The 16,311-nt window shown below is 68.5% G+C and carries 12 protein-coding genes and 1 pseudogene; 5 read left to right on the forward strand and 8 right to left on the reverse strand.

Annotated features, from left to right (window positions below; genetic code table 11):
- Positions 1–98: 98 nt before the first annotated feature.
- Positions 99–872, reverse strand: coding sequence for an SDR family oxidoreductase (locus tag AC5P9I_RS16765; RefSeq protein WP_049469943.1), 774 nt, complete (start codon positions 870–872; stop codon positions 99–101).
- 118 nt (positions 873–990) lie between these two features.
- Here AC5P9I_RS16765 and AC5P9I_RS16770 point away from each other — a divergent pair, with 118 nt between their 5' ends.
- Entirely contained in the window at positions 991–1,896 is a 906-nt protein-coding gene (locus tag AC5P9I_RS16770) for a LysR family transcriptional regulator (protein ID WP_130768677.1), read from the forward strand.
- Between the two features lie 200 nt (positions 1,897–2,096).
- Here the strand turns inward: AC5P9I_RS16770 and AC5P9I_RS16775 are convergent, their stop codons facing one another.
- Positions 2,097–5,258, reverse strand: coding sequence for an efflux RND transporter permease subunit (locus AC5P9I_RS16775; protein ID WP_057494580.1), 3,162 nt, complete (start codon positions 5,256–5,258; stop codon positions 2,097–2,099).
- 4 nt (positions 5,259–5,262) lie between these two features.
- Positions 5,263–6,393 carry an efflux RND transporter periplasmic adaptor subunit gene (locus AC5P9I_RS16780; RefSeq protein WP_049469951.1) on the reverse strand — a complete coding sequence of 377 codons (1,131 nt, stop codon included), beginning with the start codon at positions 6,391–6,393 and terminating at the stop codon, positions 5,263–5,265.
- A gap of 118 nt (positions 6,394–6,511) precedes the next feature.
- On the opposite strand from AC5P9I_RS16780, the gene AC5P9I_RS16785 reads away from it, so the two are divergent.
- From AC5P9I_RS16785 to AC5P9I_RS16795, 3 genes are all read left to right on the forward strand, one after another.
- Positions 6,512–7,189 carry a TetR/AcrR family transcriptional regulator gene (locus tag AC5P9I_RS16785; protein ID WP_049469953.1) on the forward strand — a complete coding sequence of 226 codons (678 nt, stop codon included), beginning with the start codon at positions 6,512–6,514 and terminating at the stop codon, positions 7,187–7,189.
- A 140-nt stretch (positions 7,190–7,329) separates the two neighbouring features.
- Positions 7,330–7,977: a protein-L-isoaspartate O-methyltransferase family protein gene (locus AC5P9I_RS16790; protein WP_049469955.1), complete on the forward strand. Its 648-nt coding sequence runs from the start codon at positions 7,330–7,332 to the stop codon at positions 7,975–7,977.
- A 16-nt stretch (positions 7,978–7,993) separates the two neighbouring features.
- Positions 7,994–9,352: a TolC family outer membrane protein gene (locus tag AC5P9I_RS16795; RefSeq protein ID WP_049469956.1), complete on the forward strand. Its 1,359-nt coding sequence runs from the start codon at positions 7,994–7,996 to the stop codon at positions 9,350–9,352.
- 99 nt (positions 9,353–9,451) lie between these two features.
- Here AC5P9I_RS16795 and AC5P9I_RS16800 read toward each other — a convergent pair whose 3' ends face one another.
- Both AC5P9I_RS16800 and waaA read right to left on the reverse strand, forming a co-directional pair.
- Positions 9,452–10,696, reverse strand: a complete 1,245-nt coding sequence (locus AC5P9I_RS16800; RefSeq protein WP_130768676.1) for an amino acid transporter — start codon at positions 10,694–10,696, stop codon at positions 9,452–9,454.
- Between the two features lie 223 nt (positions 10,697–10,919).
- Entirely contained in the window at positions 10,920–12,218 is a 1,299-nt protein-coding gene (gene waaA, locus AC5P9I_RS16805; protein ID WP_049469960.1) for a lipid IV(A) 3-deoxy-D-manno-octulosonic acid transferase, read from the reverse strand.
- 60 nt (positions 12,219–12,278) lie between these two features.
- Between waaA and AC5P9I_RS16810 the strand changes: the two genes are divergently transcribed.
- Positions 12,279–13,196 carry an LpxL/LpxP family Kdo(2)-lipid IV(A) lauroyl/palmitoleoyl acyltransferase gene (locus tag AC5P9I_RS16810; protein WP_049469961.1) on the forward strand — a complete coding sequence of 306 codons (918 nt, stop codon included), beginning with the start codon at positions 12,279–12,281 and terminating at the stop codon, positions 13,194–13,196.
- A gap of 74 nt (positions 13,197–13,270) precedes the next feature.
- On the opposite strand, the pseudogene AC5P9I_RS16815 reads toward AC5P9I_RS16810, so the two are convergent.
- From AC5P9I_RS16815 to AC5P9I_RS16825, 3 genes and pseudogenes are all read right to left on the reverse strand, one after another.
- Positions 13,271–13,719, reverse strand: a pseudogene (locus tag AC5P9I_RS16815) (REP-associated tyrosine transposase).
- A gap of 150 nt (positions 13,720–13,869) precedes the next feature.
- On the reverse strand, positions 13,870–15,201 hold the full coding sequence (locus AC5P9I_RS16820) for an O-antigen ligase family protein (protein ID WP_057494586.1): 1,332 nt from the start codon (positions 15,199–15,201) through the stop codon (positions 13,870–13,872).
- Positions 15,182–16,297, reverse strand: coding sequence for a glycosyltransferase (locus AC5P9I_RS16825; protein ID WP_130768675.1), 1,116 nt, complete (start codon positions 16,295–16,297; stop codon positions 15,182–15,184). The genes AC5P9I_RS16820 and AC5P9I_RS16825 overlap by 20 nt, the downstream gene beginning before the upstream one ends.
- Positions 16,298–16,311: the final 14 nt, after the last annotated feature.

Here is a 16,311-nt window from a genome sequence, read left to right on the forward strand (position 1 = left end):
TAATACCTGTAGCGTCAAACCGTGCTCGACTCATGCAACAGCAGTCGGGCATGGCTCGACGCTACAGATATGCCGCGGCCAGGCCCTGCATGGCTGCGTTATTTGGTGGTGTAACCGCCATTGACCAGGATGGTCTGACCGGTCATCCACCAGCCATCGGTGACCAGGAAGCGGATCCACGGCACGATGTCGGCGATGTCGGTCAGCCCGGTACGGGTGAACGCCGACAGCGCGGCGGCGGTCTTGTGATACGCCTGCGCGTCGGCACTCTCGGCCGGATAGAAGAACGGCGTGTCCATCGGACCGGGGCCGATCGCGGTCACCGAGATGCCGCGCTCACCGAACTCCTTCGACGCCGCGCGAGTGAAATGCTCGACCGGCGCCTTGGTGCCGGCATAGCTGGAATAGAACGGCGTGAACGCACCCAGCAGCGAGGTGACCAGAGTGCAGATGCGGCCGCCGTCGTTGACATGACGGCCGGCCTCCTTCAGGAAGAAGAATGCGGCCTTGGCGTTGACCGCGCTCATCTCGTCATACTCCGCTTCGCTGATGTCCAGCAGCGGCTTCTTCAGCACCTTGCCGACCGTATTGATGGCGATGTCGGGACGTCCGACCGCTGCCACGGCCTCGGCGAACAGGCGCTCCATCGCTGCCGCCGTCGTCAGGTCGCCCTGCAGCGCCACCGCTTTGCTGCCGGCAGCCTGCACGGCGGCAACGGTCGCTTCGGCGTCGGCCTGGCTGGCGGCGCTGTTGTAGTGGATGACGATGGCTTTGGCGCCCTGGCGGGCGAAGTCGCGGGCGATCAGTCCGCCCAGGTTCTTGGCGCCACCGGCGATCAGCACGGTCTTGCCCTTCAGGGAATGGTCGGTCATGGCGTGTGTCTCGGGAGGAGGGTGGCCCGGGGTGGCAACCCTGCCCTGACGACGATATCGTGCAGAAAATGCGGATAAAGCCCGCCGCATTGACTTAACTTTCCAGAGCCCGCGACCAATGGACCGGATCGACCGCTTCCGCATCTTCACCCGGGTTGTGGAGTGCGCCAGCTTCACCCGCGCCGCCGACCAGCTCGGCCTGCCCCGCTCCACCGTTTCGGCGGCGATTGCGGAGCTGGAGCAGCGGCTCGGCACCCGCCTGCTGCAGCGCTCGACCCGCCGGGTGTCCACCACCCACGACGGCGACGTGTTCCATGCGCGCTGCCTGCGCCTGATCGCCGAGGTTGAGGACGCCGAATCGCTGTTCCGCCAGGACGACGCGCAGCCGATGGGCTTGCTGAAGATCGACGTGCCCAGCCGCATCGGCCGCCGCATCATCGCCCCGGCCCTGCCCGACTTCTTCGCGCGCCATCCGCAGGTGGAAGTGGACCTGGGCATGACCGATCGCGCGGTGAACCTGATCGAAGACGGCTGCGATGCCGTGCTGCGGGTCGGCCAGCTGGGCGATTCCAGCCTGGTGGCGCGCACGCTGGGCCAGCTCGACTTCGTCAACGTGGCCGCGCCCGCCTACCTGCGCCAGCACGGTGTTCCGCAGCATCCTGCCGACCTGCAGCAGCACCGCGCGGTGAACTATGCGTCGCCGACCACGGCACGGGTGGAACCGTGGGAATGGCAGGATGGCGTCCAGCTGCGCACGCTGCCGATGCCCGGCTGGGTGCGGGTGAACAGCGCCGAGGCATCGATTGCATGTTGCGTGGCCGGGCTGGGGCTGCTGCAGATTCCGCGCTATGACGTGCAGGCCGAGCTGCAATCCGGCGCCCTGGTGGAGGTCATGCCGCAGTACGTGGCGCAACCGCTGCCGGTGACCCTGCTGCAACCGCACCGGCAACACCGCGCACTACGCGTGCAGGTGTTCGTCGAGTGGCTGCTGCCGGTGCTACGGACCGGCCTGCAGCTGCAGTAGATCCACGCCATGCGTGGATGCATGCGTCAGTGCCAACCAAGGTCTGCACCCACCAGGGCAAAGACCCGCTGCGGTAGATCCACGCCATGCGTGGATGACGGAGTCTGGAAATCAGCAGCCACCCATGGGGTGGCTCTACTGGGAGATGTGCCAACCAGGGTTGGCACCTACCAAGGGCCGCGGCCGCAGAACCCGGGGCATTACGCCCCGGATTCGTCCGGCTTCACCCGGAACCACGCCGCATACAGCGCCGGCAGGAACACCAGCGTCAGCACCGTGCCGACGATCAGGCCGCCCATGATCGAGATCGCCATCGAGCCGTAGAACGCACTGCGCGACAGCGGAATCATCGCCAGCACCGCCGCCAGCGCGGTCAGCACGATCGGGCGGAAGCGGCGCACCGTGGCATCGATGATCGAATGCCAGCGGTCGTGCCCGGCATCGATGTCCTGCTGGATCTGGTCGATCAGGATCACCGAGTTGCGCATGATCATGCCGGCCAGGGCGATCGTGCCCAGCAGCGCCACGAAGCCGAACGGCGCGCGGAACAGCAGCAGGAACAGGGTCGCACCGATGATGCCCAGCGGTGCGGTCACCAGCACCATCGCTGCTCGCGAGAAGCTGCGCAGCTGCAGCATCAGCAGCGTGGCCACCACCACCAGGAACAGCGGCATGCCGGCCTTGATCGAGTTCTGGCCACGCGCCGAATCCTCCACGGTACCGCCGGTTTCCAGCAGGTAGCCGCTGGGCAGCTCGGCGCGGATGCCGTCCAGCGTGGGCACGATCTGGTGCACCACGTCCAGCGCCTGCATGCCATCGCTGATGTCGGCGCGCACGGTCACGGTCGGCAACCGGTTGCGGTGCCAGATGATGCCGTCCTCGAAACCGTACTCCATCGTCGCCACCTGCGAGAGCGTGATGCTGCCGCCATTGGCGGTCGGCATCGACAGGCTGGACAGCAGTTCCAGCTGGTTGCGCTCATCGGCCGGCCCGCGCAGCAGCATCTCGATCTGGCGGTTGCCTTCGCGATACACGCTCACCGACTGGCCTGCCAGCGAACTGGCCAGGAACTGGCTGACCTGAGCACTGCTCACGCCCAGCGCGCGGGCCCGCTCCTGGTCGATCACCAGCCGCACCACCTTGCTCGGCTCGCTCCAGTCCAGGTTCACGTTCATCACGTGCGGGTTCTCACGCACCTTGGCCTCGACCTGGCGCGCGATCGCCTGCACCTTCTCGATGTGCTCGCCGGAGATGCGCATCTGCACCGGGTAGCCGACCGGCGGGCCGTTCTCCAGCCGGGTCACGCGCATCTGCACATCCGGGAACTTCGGGATCACTTCGTGCAGCAGCCAGTCACGGGTGCTTTCACGCGATTTGATGTCCTTGGCCAGCACCACGAACTGGGCGAAGTTGGTCGCCGGCAGCTGCTGGTCCAGCGGCAGGTAGAAGCGCGGCGAACCGGTGCCCACGTAGGACACGTAGTTGGCGATGCCCTCGCGGCCGGACAGCAGCTTCTCCAGCTTCTCGGCCTGGGCCTGGGTCGAACGCAGCGATGCGCCCTCGGCCAGCTCGATGTCCACCATCAGCTCCGGCCGGGTCGAATCCGGGAAGAACTGCTGCGGCACGAAGCGGAACATCATCAGCGAGAACACGAACAGGGCGATGGTTGCGGCGATCACCCACCAGCGGCGGCGCAGGCAGGCGTCGAGGAAGCGACGGAAGCTGCGGTAGAACGGGCGCTGGTAGGGATCGTGGTCATGCCCGTGCTGGGGCGGTGCGATCAGGTTGGCCAGCGCCGGATAGCGATCGGCCCACTGCTGGCGCCTGGCCCGCCAGCGCGCGGACAGGCTGCCGGGCTTCGGCGGCTGCGGGTTGAACAGGTCCGGCAGCATCTTGTCGCCCAGGTACGGGATGAACAGCACCGCAGCGATCCACGACACCACCAGCGCGATGGTCACCACCTGGAACAGCGAACGGGTGTATTCACCGGTACTCGATGCCGCCGTGGCGATCGGCAGGAAGCCGGCCGCGGTGATCAGGGTGCCGGTCAACATCGGGAACGCCGTGGATTCCCAGGCGAAACTGGCCGCACGCAGGCGATCGAAGCCCTGCTCCATCTTGGTGGCCATCATCTCCACCGCGATGATCGCATCGTCCACCAGCAGGCCCAGCGCCAGCACCAGCGCGCCCAGCGAGATCTTGTGCAGGCCGATGTCGAAGTAGTGCATGACGAAGAAGGTCATCGCCAGCACCAGCGGAATGGTGACGCCCACCACCAGGCCGGTACGCAGGCCCAGCGAGAAGAAGCTGACCAGCAGCACGATCACCACCGCCTCGGTCAGCACCTGCACGAACTCGCCGACCGACTCTTCCACCGATTGCGGCTGGTCGGAGACCTTGCGCAGCTGCATGCCGGCCGGCAGGGTCTTCTGCAGCCGTTGGAACTCGGCATCAAGGTTGGCACCGAGCTTGAGGATGTCACCGCCATCCTTCATCGCCACCGCAAGGCCGATCGCCTCTTCGCCCATGAAGCGCATCTTCGGCGACGCCGGATCGGCGAAGCCGCGCTTGACCTCGGCGATGTCACCCAGGTGCACGGTGCGGTCGCCAGCACGGATCGGGAACTGCCGGATCGCGTCGATGTCGTTGAACTGGCCGGTCACGCGCAGCTGCACGCGGTCGGTGGCGGTCTCGAAGAAGCTGGTGCCGGTGACCGCGTTCTGGTCGGCCAGTGCCTGCTGCACCTGCTGCATCGACACGCCCAGTGTCGCCAGTCGGGTGTTGGACAGCTCGATCCAGACCTTCTCGTCCTGCAGGCCGACCAGGTCGATCTTGCCGACGTCGGGCACGCGCTGCAGTTCCAGCTGGATGCGGTCGGCGTAGTCGCGCATCACCGCGTAGTCGAAGCCCTTGCCGGTCAAGGCGTAGATGTTGCCGTAGGTGTCGCCGAACTCATCGTTGAAGAACGGGCCGACGATCTCGCGCGGTAGCGTCGGACGAATGTCACCCACGCGCTTGCGCACCTGGTACCACAGGTCCGGGATCTGCCTGGAACGCAGGCTGTCGCGCGCCATGAAGATGACCTGCGATTCGCCCGGGCGCGAATACGAGCGGATGAACTCGTACTCGCCGGTGTTCATCAGCGCCTTCTCGATCGGCTCGGTCACCTGGCGCGAGACCTGTTCGGCGGTGGCGCCCGGCCACAGCGTGCGCACCACCATCGCCTTGAACGTGAATGGCGGGTCCTCGGACTGGCCCAGATGCTTGTACGACCACGCGCCGATCAGCGCGAAGGCCAGCATCGCGAACAGCACCAGCGGGCGGTTGGACAACGCCCACTCGGAAAGATTGAAGCGGCGCACCGGCTTACTCCCTGGCCTTGGCGGCAGCGGCCGGCGTGGCCGGCTTCAGCACCGGCCGGTTCTGCCGGTCCACGGCGATCACCGGCTGGCCGGCACGCAGCAGGTGGCCGCCTGCGGCGACCACCCAGTCACCGGCCCCCACGCCGGACAGCACCGGCACCGTCTCGCTGCCGTAGGCACCGGTGGTGACCGCGGCGGCCTTCAACGTGCTGTTGGCCGGATCGACCACCCACACGCTGGCAGCACCATTGGCACCGCGCTGCAGCGCGCCCAGCGGCAGCTGCAGGGTGCCGTGGCGGCCGGCGCTGCTGTACACGCGCGCGCTCTGGCCCAGTTCGACATCGGCCAGCGCATCGGCCGCCAGGCTGACCCGGGTCGCATAGGTGCGGGCCTGCGGATCGGCGGCGGCCGCGATCTCGCGGATCGTGCCCGGCAGGCGCTGGCCCGGGCGGTTCCACAATTCCACCTCGACCGGCTGGCCGACCGCGTAGTCACGGAGAGTGGCCTCGGGCAGGTCGATCAGCACTTCGCGTGCACCATCGGCGGCCAGGTTGAAGATGGTCTGGCCCGCCGACACCACTTGCCCGGCTTCGGCCTCGCGGCTGGCGATCACGCCGTCGGCCGGGGCGCGCAGCTGCGCGTAGCCGGCCTGGTTGCGCAGCACATCGAGGTTGGCGCGGGCGGCGTTGGCCTGGCCCTGCGCGGCCTTGAACGCAGCCGACTGCTGGTCCAGCTGCGAGCGGCTGACCAGTTGCTGGTCGGCCAGCACCTGGTAGCGCTTGAGGTCATCACGGGCACGCACCAGATCGGCTTCGGCCGCAGCCAGCTGTGCCTGCGAGGCACGGGCCTGCAGCGCGAAGTCGGCCACGTCCAGCTCGGCCAGCACATCGCCCTTCTTTACCCGTTGCCCGGCATCGACGTGGCGCTTGACCAGGTTGCCGCCGACGCGGAACGACAAGGGGCTCTCCTGCCGCGCACGTACCGTTCCAGGGAACGCCGCCGGCGCCTGCCCGGCCTGCTCCCCGGGATGGACCACCAGCACCGGCACGGCCGCCTGTGGCGCCTGTTCCTGCCCAGAACAGGCTGCCAGCGCAGCCACCCACACCATACCGCCCATCCAGCGCACGATCTTCATCGGTCAACGTCCTGAAAACGCAGGGTTGCAACTAAGGGGGAGCCGCGACTGCCGGCCCAATTTAATAAACCGGCCGGTATAGTATAAATATCGAACCGCTTGGTCTAGTATTAGCGCGATGAGTTCTCCCACTTCCCGAAAGCCGTCGGCCAAGCCTGCTGCCAAGGCCGCCGGACCCGGGCGTCCCAAGGACCTCGGCAAGCGCGCAGCGATCCTGGATGCCGCCAAGGCCCTGTTCATCGAACAGGGCTATACCGGCGTGAGCATGGACACCATCGCCGCCCAGGCCGGTGTCTCGAAGCTGACCGTGTACAGCCATTTCGGCGACAAGGAGACCCTGTTCTCCGAGGCCGTGCAGTCCAAGTGCATTGAAATGCTGCCCGACGCGCTGTTCGTGGCCGATGCGGATGGCCCGCTGCGCGACCAGCTGATCGGCATCGGCCTGGCGTTCTTCCAGCTGATCACCTCCGACGCGGCGATCTCGATCCAGCGCATGATGATGTCGCCGGAGACCGACGAGCGCCTGCGCGAGCTGTTCTGGAAAGCCGGCCCGGAGCGTACCTGCGAGGCCCTGGCGGACTTCCTTCGCGCGCGCGCCGAGCGTGGCGAACTGGAGATCGCCGACTATGCACTGGCGGGCGAACAGTTCCTGACCCTGGTCAAGGGCGAAGTGCACATGCATATGATGTGCGGCATGCCACTGTCACCGGTGGAGTGCGACCCTCTGGTCCACGTCACCGCCAGCGTCGACTTCTTCCTGCGCGCGTATGCGCCGCGAGGGGCCGGAACCGGCTGAAACGGCAAACCTGAATGAACCGGAGGTCGCGATGACTTCCGGCACTGCGACCCCGGCCCCCCGGCAGCTGATGCTCTGGGCGCGCCGCCGGCCTCCGGCACCGGTAAAATGGCCGGCCCACTGCGCTGGATTTGAACCTCATGACGATTGATTACGCCCACGCCCGCGAACTGATGGTGGAACAGCAGATCCGTCCCTGGGACGTGCTGGACATCAAGGTGCTCGACGTCCTGGCCCGCCTGCCGCGCGAGGCCTTTGTCGCCGACGCGCACCGGGCACTGGCCTATGCCGATGTCGAACTGCCGATCGGCAACGGCCAGAAGATGATGAAGCCGGTCATCGAGGGCCGTACCCTGCAGGCGCTGGACCTGCAGCCGGGTGACGAAGTGCTGGAAATCGGCACCGGCAGCGGCTTCCTGTCGGCCTGCATCGGCGCGCTGGCGCGCGACGTGCTGAGCCTGGAAATCGACCCGGAGCTGGCCGCCGCCGCGCGCGCGCGCCTGGACGCCTCCGGCTTGGGCACCAATGTCCGTGTGGAAGTGGCCGACGCCCTGTCCTGGCAGACCGAACGCCGCTTTGACGTGATCTGTGTCACTGGTGCGGTCGACGTGGTGCCGTCACAGTTCGCTTCGTGGCTGCGTCCGGGCGGTCGGCTGTTCGTGATCCACGGCCGTTCGCCGGCGATGGAGGCCCTGCTGGTCAAGGCCGACGGCAGCAGCGAGTCCCTGTTCGAGACCGATATCGATTACCTGCGTGGTGCCGCCCCGGCCCCCCAGTTCCACCTCTGAGTCCAAGGAAGCCGCAATGATCCGCCGATCCCTCGCTGTTGCGCTGGCCACTGCCCTGCTGCCGTTGTCCGCCCATGCCGCCGACCTGCTGCAGGTCTACGAAATGGCCCGCAATGGCGATCCGCAGCTGTCGGCCGCCGAATCGACCCGGCTGTACGACAAGGAAGGCGCCGTGCAGGCGCGTGCCGCCCTGCTGCCGCAGATCAACGGCCAGGCCACGCTGAACCGCACGCGCAGCGAGCCGAACGCGGACGCCAATTCCGGCTCGTTCACCAACAAGCGCCGCACCTACACGATCGACGGCAGCCAGACGCTGTTCAACTGGACCCAGATCAACAACCTGCGCTCGCAGCGTGAGCTGAGCAAGGCGGCGGATTTCACCCTCGATTCGGCCAACGACAGCCTGATCGTGCGCACCTCGGCGGCCTACTTCAACGTGCTGGTGGCGATCGAATCGCTGAACGCCGCACAGACCAACGAAGCGGCCGCGAAGAAGCAGTTCGACTTCGCCGACAAGCGCCTGGAAGTGGGCCTGGCGCCGATCACCGACGTGCACGAAGCACGCGCCCAGTACGACCAGGCGCGTGCCAACACCATCGTTGCGCAGAACACCCTCGCCGATAACTACCAGGCCCTGACCGAACTGACCGGCCAGCCGGTGACCAACCTGCGTGGGCTGCCGGCCGACTTCCGCCCGGAAGTGCCGGCCAACCGCGGCAACATCGATGAGCTGGTGCAGCAGGCCACCACCCAGAATCCGGCGCTGAAGGCGCAGGAACTGAAGGTCAGTGCCGCCGAAGCCGGCGTGCAGGCCGCCCGAGGCGGCCACTACCCGACCCTGTCGCTGGGCGGCAGCTGGGGCAAGAGTGCAACGTGGGGTGACAGCACCGGCGCCGGCTCGCTGTCGCCAGATGCCCGCACCAACAGCATCGGCCTGACCCTGAGCGTGCCGATCTTCGCCGGTGGCGCCACCCAGTCCGGCGTGCGCCAGGCACTGGCCCAGCGTGACATCGCCCAGGACGGCTACGAGCAGCAGAAGCGCGCCCTGGACCGCAACACCCGCAATGCGTACCAGACCCTGGTGCAGGGCATCAGCGAAGTGGAAGCCCGCCGCCTGGCGGTGGTTTCGGCACAGAGCGCCTATGACGCCTCGCAGGTTGGCCTGGAAGTCGGTACCCGTACCGTGCTGGACGTGATCCAGAACCAGCGCATCCTGTTCTCGGCGCAGCTGGACTATGCGCAGGCCCGCTACACCTTCCTGCAGAACCGCCTGCTGCTGAGCCAGTCGCTGGGTGCGCTGGACGTGGCCGAACTGCAGGACGTCAACCGGCTGCTGACCCAGGACGCAGGCAACCCGGCCACGACCACGCACTGAGGTTTCGCCTGGCCGGCAACGAAGAAGCCACCCGCGAGGGTGGCTTTTTTGTGGGCATGCTTCCGTGCGCGCCCAGCCGCGGCAGGGTCCCGGCGGCGGTCAGAGCGGCCACGCCCGCAGGCGTTCCAGCGCTGCAAGCAGGCACAGCGCGACCGCCAGCGGCGCCAGCAACGGCATCAGCAGCCCGCGCGCGGCGGCATCCTGCCGCGCTCCGGTCCGTGGCCGCAGTACCGCCAGGCACAGGGCCGCCATCACCAGCAGGGTTGCGCTGCCCGGCAGCGCCGGCAGGCTGCCCGGGGGCAGCCAAAGCGCCAGCATCACCACCAGCAAGCCGATCGCCACCGTGACCGGGCCCGCGCCCGGACGTCCTGCCGCGGCCGGCAGGCGTGGCCACAACGACGTCGCCAGCCGCACGGCCAGCATCAGCAGCACCAGCAGCAGCGCCGCCAGTCCCGCCGCACCGCCCAGGGGCAGCAACGGCTGCATCCATTGCAGCTGCGGATGCACCTGCAACGCCACCGACAGTGGCCGGGAGCTGGCCAATGCGGAAAATTCGACCAGCCCGGCCTGCAGTGCCGCGAGCACGATCAACAGCAGCATCGCCAGCAACGAGACCAGCGCCAGCAACGCCGGCTGCCAGGCCGCACCCTGCCGGCGCAGCGCAGGAAAGCCCAGGGCCAGGCCGACGCTGGCAAATATCCCCAGCAGCGGCACCGCAGCCGCCAGCACCCCGCCCAGCCCGAACCGATACGGGGCGGTTGCCGGTGGCAGCCAGGGAATCCAGTGCGCGTAGTGCACGTGGCGTGCCGCCAGGGCCAGCAGCAGCAACCCCACGCCGATCTTCACCGTCAGCAGGGCGCACACCACCAGGGCCACGCGCCGGGGCGGCAGCAGCGCCAGTGCAGCCAGCAGCAGGCCCACGCCTGCCGCCGCCAGCGTCGGCAGCGGGTCGCTGGCCTGCTGCCCTGCCGCAGCCAGCGCCGCATGCGCGTGGTGGACCATCGATTGGGTCACCCCCGCCGTGGTTGCCACCAGTTCCAGCAGCAAGGCCAGGCCGAGCACGCCCGCCACGCGGGAGCCCCAGCTGGCGGCCAGCAAGCCGTGCAGGCCCTCGGCCGCCGGCCACCGCGCTACCAGCTCCTGCAGGCAGCACAGCACCAGGCCGGCCCCCAATGCAGCCAGCACCAGGCTCAGCACGATGGCCGGGCCCGCCTGTGCGGCCGTGTGCTGGCCCACCAGCGCGATCACGCTGCCCCCCACCAGCAGCGTCAGCGCCACCACCGCCAGATGGTCCATTCCCAGCCGGGCCCCACCGGTGCCATCCCTGCCGCTGTCGCCGTCCATCGCAAGTTCCCTTGATATCCGCCCAAGCGCGGTCGACAGCAGGCTGGCAGCCTGCGTCGCCCTGCGGAATCGGAATCGGTGCCGTGCGCGCTGCGTTGTGATCGCAGGCACGCTGTCATCAGCGGGGTCGGTCCGGCAGCGACAGAAAAATCGTCGCTAAGCAGAATTGATGAAGTTGATCACGACAATGGCTTGCAGCGGCGCCGACGCCGCTGCGCCGGGATCACCCGCGCGGCGGCGGCAGGTGCGGCGCGACCAGGGCCAGCGTGCGCTGCAGCGCGCCCCGGCCATTGCTGACCAGCGTGCAGCCCGCGCGGGCCATGTCTTCGCGCGCCTGCGCATCGTCGAGCAGGTGCTGCAGCAGATCGCCCACCGCCTGCGCGTCCTCGCCGATCAGCAGCGCGCCGGCCTCGCGCATGCGCCGGGAGATTTCCGCGAAGTTGTGCAGGTGTGGGCCCGTCACCGCCGCCGTTCCCATCGCCGCGGGCTCCAGCAGGTTGTGGCCACCGATGGCCTGCAGGCTGCCGCCGACGAAGGCGACCTGCGCGCAGGCATAGAACGGCATCAGCTCGCCGAGCGTATCGATGACGAACACGTCGGTGGCCGCGTGCGGCCACTGGTCCACGCGGCGGGTCGCCACGCGCCAGCCCTGTTCGCGCGCCAACGCTTCCACCTTGGGGAACCGCTCGGGATGGCGCGGCGCCCACAGCAGCAGCAGGTCCGGATGCTGCGCGCGCAGGCGGCGGTGCAGGTCGATCACCGCCTGCTCCTCGCCATCGTGGGTACTGGCGGCGATCCACACCGGGCGTGCGGCCGGTACCCGCGCATGGAACTGTTCGACGAAGCCCTGCACGTCCGGCGTGGCGATGTCGAACTTCAGGTTGCCCAGGGCCTGCACCTGGCGGGGCTCGGCCCCCAGCTGCACGAAGCGCTCGGCATCGTCCTGCGACTGCGCCGCCACGCAGGTGACGGTGCGCAGCGCACGGCGGATCAATGCCGCCAGCAGCCGGTAGCCACGCAGCGAGCGGGCGGACAGGCGGGCATTGAGGATGTAGACCGGAATGCCGCGGTCGCGGCAGCCGAACAGCATGTTCGGCCACAGTTCGGTTTCCAGGATCAGCGCCAGGCTGGGCTGGAAATGGCCGAGGAAGCGGTTGACGCTGCCCGGCACGTCGTATGGCAGGTAGACGTGGTCCAGCGCGTCGCCCCACAGCGCGCGCACGCGCTCGGAGCCGGTCGGGGTGATGGTGGTGATGACCCAGCGGATGTCCGGGCGCTGCTGGCGCAGTGCGTTGACCAGCGGCGCGGCGGCATTGACCTCGCCCACCGAGACCGCGTGCAGCCACACCCGCGGCTGGCCGGTCGGCTGCGGATAGGAGGCATAGCGTTCGTCCCAGCGCCGGAAGTACTCACGGACCCGGAAGCCGCGCCAGACCAGGTGGTACACGGTGATCGGCAGCAGGATGTAGAGCACGACCGAGTACAGGCCGCGCAGGATCCACTCGACAGGGTCTTTGCGCATGCGGCAAGGATACGGGAGCCCCCCGGGAAAGACACGCGGCGGCCTTGGTAGAATGCCGCAATGTCCGATGCCACCACCGCCGTCCGCCCGTCGCTGCGCGATCCGCGCAACTGGCCGATGTTCGCCGCCATGTTCGGCGCCTTCGCCATCGCCCGCCTGCCGTGGCTGCTGCAGCGCGCGCTGGGTCGGGGCGTCGGCTGGATCACCTGGCGCCTGCTCGGCAGCCGCCGCCGCGCCGCCGAGGTCAACCTGCAGCTGTGCTTCCCCGAGAAGGACGAAGCGTGGCGCCAGCGCCTGGTGCGCGACAGTTTCGACGCGCTGGGCGTGGGCGTGTTCGAGTGCATCCGTGCCTGGTGGGGCAGCATCGACCGCATCCGCCCGCAGGTGCGGATCGAAGGCCTGGAACACCTGCGGCAGATGCAGGCCGAGGGCCGCGGGGTGCTGCTGGTGTCCGGCCACTTCATGACCCTGGAGATGTGCGGACGCCTGCTGTGCGACTACGTCGATCTTTCCGGCATGTACCGCAAGCACAAGAACCCGGTGTACGAGTGGGCGGTGAAGTTCGGCCGCCTGCGCTATGCCAAGGCGATGTTCGCCAACGAGGACATCCGCGCGACCGTGCGCCACCTGAAGAAAGGCGGCTTCCTGTGGTACGCGCCAGACCAGGACATGCGGGGCAAGGACACCGTGTTCGTGCCGTTCTTCGGCCACACCGCTTCAACCATCACCGCCACCCATCAGCTGGCACGCATGACCGGTTGTGCGGTGATTCCGTACTTCCACCGCCGCGAAGGCGGAAAGTACTTCCTGAAGATCGGCGCACCGCTGGAGAACTTCCCCAGCGAGGATGTGGAGGCCGATACCACCCGGGTCAACCAGGCCATCGAAGCGATGGTGCGCGAGGCTCCCGACCAGTACCTGTGGATCCACCGCCGCTTCAAGCGCCAGCCCGGCGGCCGGAGTGATTTCTACAAATAACGGTGGGGCGGGATGGTTTCATGTGCAGCTTGATCCACGCCATGCGTGGATGCTCTACATCCGGGTGCCGGCACCTACAACGGCCAACGGCACCATGCGTGTGGGTACTCACCCAGCGTGCTGGCCAGGCCCGCACGGACCGGATTGCCAGGATGTACATCGCCTTCTCATGAAGGGATTCATCGCTGCGTACGGCGTGATCGTGGTAACCGTGCTGCCACAGCGGCCCTTGTCGCTCCAATCGCCGGTTCAACAGACGGCTGCTGCGTGATTTGAGCAGGGCCATGCACTCGGCCAGGGTTCCTCCGTGCAGCTCCATCAGCCAGTGCAGATGGTCGGGCATGACCACCCAGGCCAGGCTGTGGCTGAAGCCCTTGCGCTCTACGAAGCGCAGTGTGTCGATCAGGATCGCCACGTTTGCCGCATCGGCGAACAACGGTTCGCGGCCTAGGGTTGCTGTGGTCAATGAGTACACGTTGCCGGATCGGGAATACCGACCGTAGCGAAGTCTGGGGCTGGCCATGCCTCCAGCGTGCGATACGCAGGGAAACGCCGGTAGTGGTGGTTGACCGGCAGTTGCGTCGGGAAAGCGCCATCCACGCAGGGCGCGGATCTACCAAAGCGCGCTCCGTTCGGTACGGGCAGTCGCGCCACGCCATGCGTGGATAGACGATCACACCACCGTCGGCGTGTCGTCCGCGTCGCGCGCCAGCAGGCTGCCGGCAAACAACGCAGCCAGCAGCACGGTCAGCCCCCCCCAGAACGCGGAGTAGAACGCCAGGTGCGTGTTGAGCGGGAACACCGTCACCGCCAGCGCCAGCATCGCCGGCCGGGCGCGGTCGCGCGCGGCTGCCGGAGCGTACCGCCAGGCCCGCCAGGCCTGCGCCACCGCCGCCAGCCACAGCAGCAGGCCCAGCACGCCGGTCTCGGCAAGGATTTCCAGCACGATCTGGTGGGCGTGCAATGCCGGTTGATGGCCCCACACTGCCGGGCCATCCTCGGCGACGCACGCCGGATATGCATCGCGGAAGCCACGCGCACCGACGCCGTTGACCGGATGTTCCTCGATCATGCACACGGCCGCCTTCCAGATGCGGGCACGCCCCGAGAGTGCCTGGTCGACCCCCTGCCCATCTTCGTTCCAGGCCTGGGCCGTACGCGCAACCCGTTCGCGCAGCTGCGGCGCGCCCGCGGTCAGCGCGGCAGCGCCCAGCGCCGCCAGCAGGGCCAGCAGCAGCAGCCGCTTCCCGCCGAACTGGCGCACGCCGCTGTAGGCCAGCACCAGCACAAAGGTGATCCACGAGGCACGCGAACCGGCCAGCAGCAGCACGCACCCCAGTGCGGCGGCAGCCAGCAGCCAACCCGCATTGCCAAACCGCCGTGCCATCGGCAGCAGCAGGAACGGTGACAGGCTGGCCAGCACCTGGCCGAACTTCAGGTTGCACGGCCCGAGCGCGCCACTGAGGCGGTCGGCCAGCGCGGCTTCGTCGGCCGGGCACAGCGCGTGGCCACTCACGGCCAGCTTCAGGTGTTCCAGCGACCAGAACCAGGGGCTGGTGCCGGCCAGCGCCTGCACCAGCGCGTCCAGCGTCCACGCGCCGGTGATCAGCGCCAGCCCGCCAAAGGTCAGCCGCCGCCGCTCCGGTGTGGCCACTGCGATCGCCACCAGCCACATGAAGGGCAGGTAGCGCAGGCCAGCGGCGGCCTTGGTCCACGAAGCGGAAGGATCGATGGCGTCGAAGGCCGAGAACGCCTGCGGCAGCCAGTAGCCGAGGAACAGGATCGAGGTCAGCGCCCAGGCTGCCGTGCTCAACAGGTGCGGGCGGCGCTGCAGCCGGCGCATCACCATGCGCGCGGCAGCGTACAGCGCGCCCAGTCCGAGCACGGTTTCGGCGATGCCCGGCAACGGCCACATCGCCACGTACGCGAGCACCCACCAGGGTGCCCAGCGCCCGGCGCGGTCGTCGCGCACCAGGACGGAAGGGTCAGCCGGCGAGGTCGGCATAGAGGCGGAGCGTATCGCGCTGCATGGCCTGCAGGGTAAACGGGATACGGGTCGGCAAGGACGGCGGCTGCGCCAGCAGGGCCAGCGCACGTTCACCCAGTGCGCGCGCGTCGCCGAGCGGTACCGCACCGCTGGGCTGCAGCTGCTGCAGCAGTTCGCCGACGCCGCCGTGGCTCCAGCCCAGCACCGGGCGGCCGACCGACAGCGCCTCGACCACGGTGCGGCCAAACGCTTCCGGTTTGTCCGACAGCTGCAGCACCAGATCGCTGGCGGCGTAGGCCTGTGCGATACGTGCGGTTGGCGTGCTGATGTGCAGCGCCTCGGTTACGCCCAGGGCCGCAGCCTGGCGGCGCAGGTCGGCCACGTAGGCCTCGCGCCCGGGTTCGTCGGTGCCCAGCATCCACAGCTGGGCAGGCACGCCGGCGGCACGCACATCGGCCAGCAGCTGCAACGCGTGGGCGTGGCCCTTCAGCCGGGTGCCGCGCCCCGGCAGCAGCAGCAGCGGGCCGTGCACCTGCGCCAGCCAGGGGTAATCGGCCGCCAGGGTCAGCCGCGGGCGGCGGTCGGCGCGCGCCACGCGTGGGAACTGGCCGACATCCACACCCCGCGGTATGACCTGCAGGTTGTCTTCCGGCACCGTCGGGTAGTGGCGCTGCACGTAGGCGCGCACGGTATTGGACACGCAGATCACGCGTTCGCCGCTGGTCATCACCGCGCTGTAGCGGCTGGGCGAATTCAACCCGTGCACGGTGGTCACCCAATGCGGGCGCTGCGCGGCAGGCAGGGCACGGATCGCATAAAGGCCCAGCCACGCCGGCAGCCGCGATCGGGCATGCACGATATCCGCGCCCACCTCGGCAAACAGCCGACGCAGGGTCGGCAGATGGCGCAGGGTCAGGAGCGACTTGCGGCCAATGTCCAGGGTGAGGTGCTCGGCACCGCTGTCCAGCAGCGGCTGCACCAGGCGGCCGCCGGCAGACACCACCAGCGCGCGATGGCCTGCGGCGACCAGGGCCGCAGCGATTTCCAGGGTCGAGCGCTCGACACCGCCGGAGTGCAGCGCCGGCAGCAACTGCACCACGGTCAATCGGCGCATCGAAAGGGCCGCCG

Source organism: Stenotrophomonas sp. YJH_SMC_29, assembly GCF_059371235.1.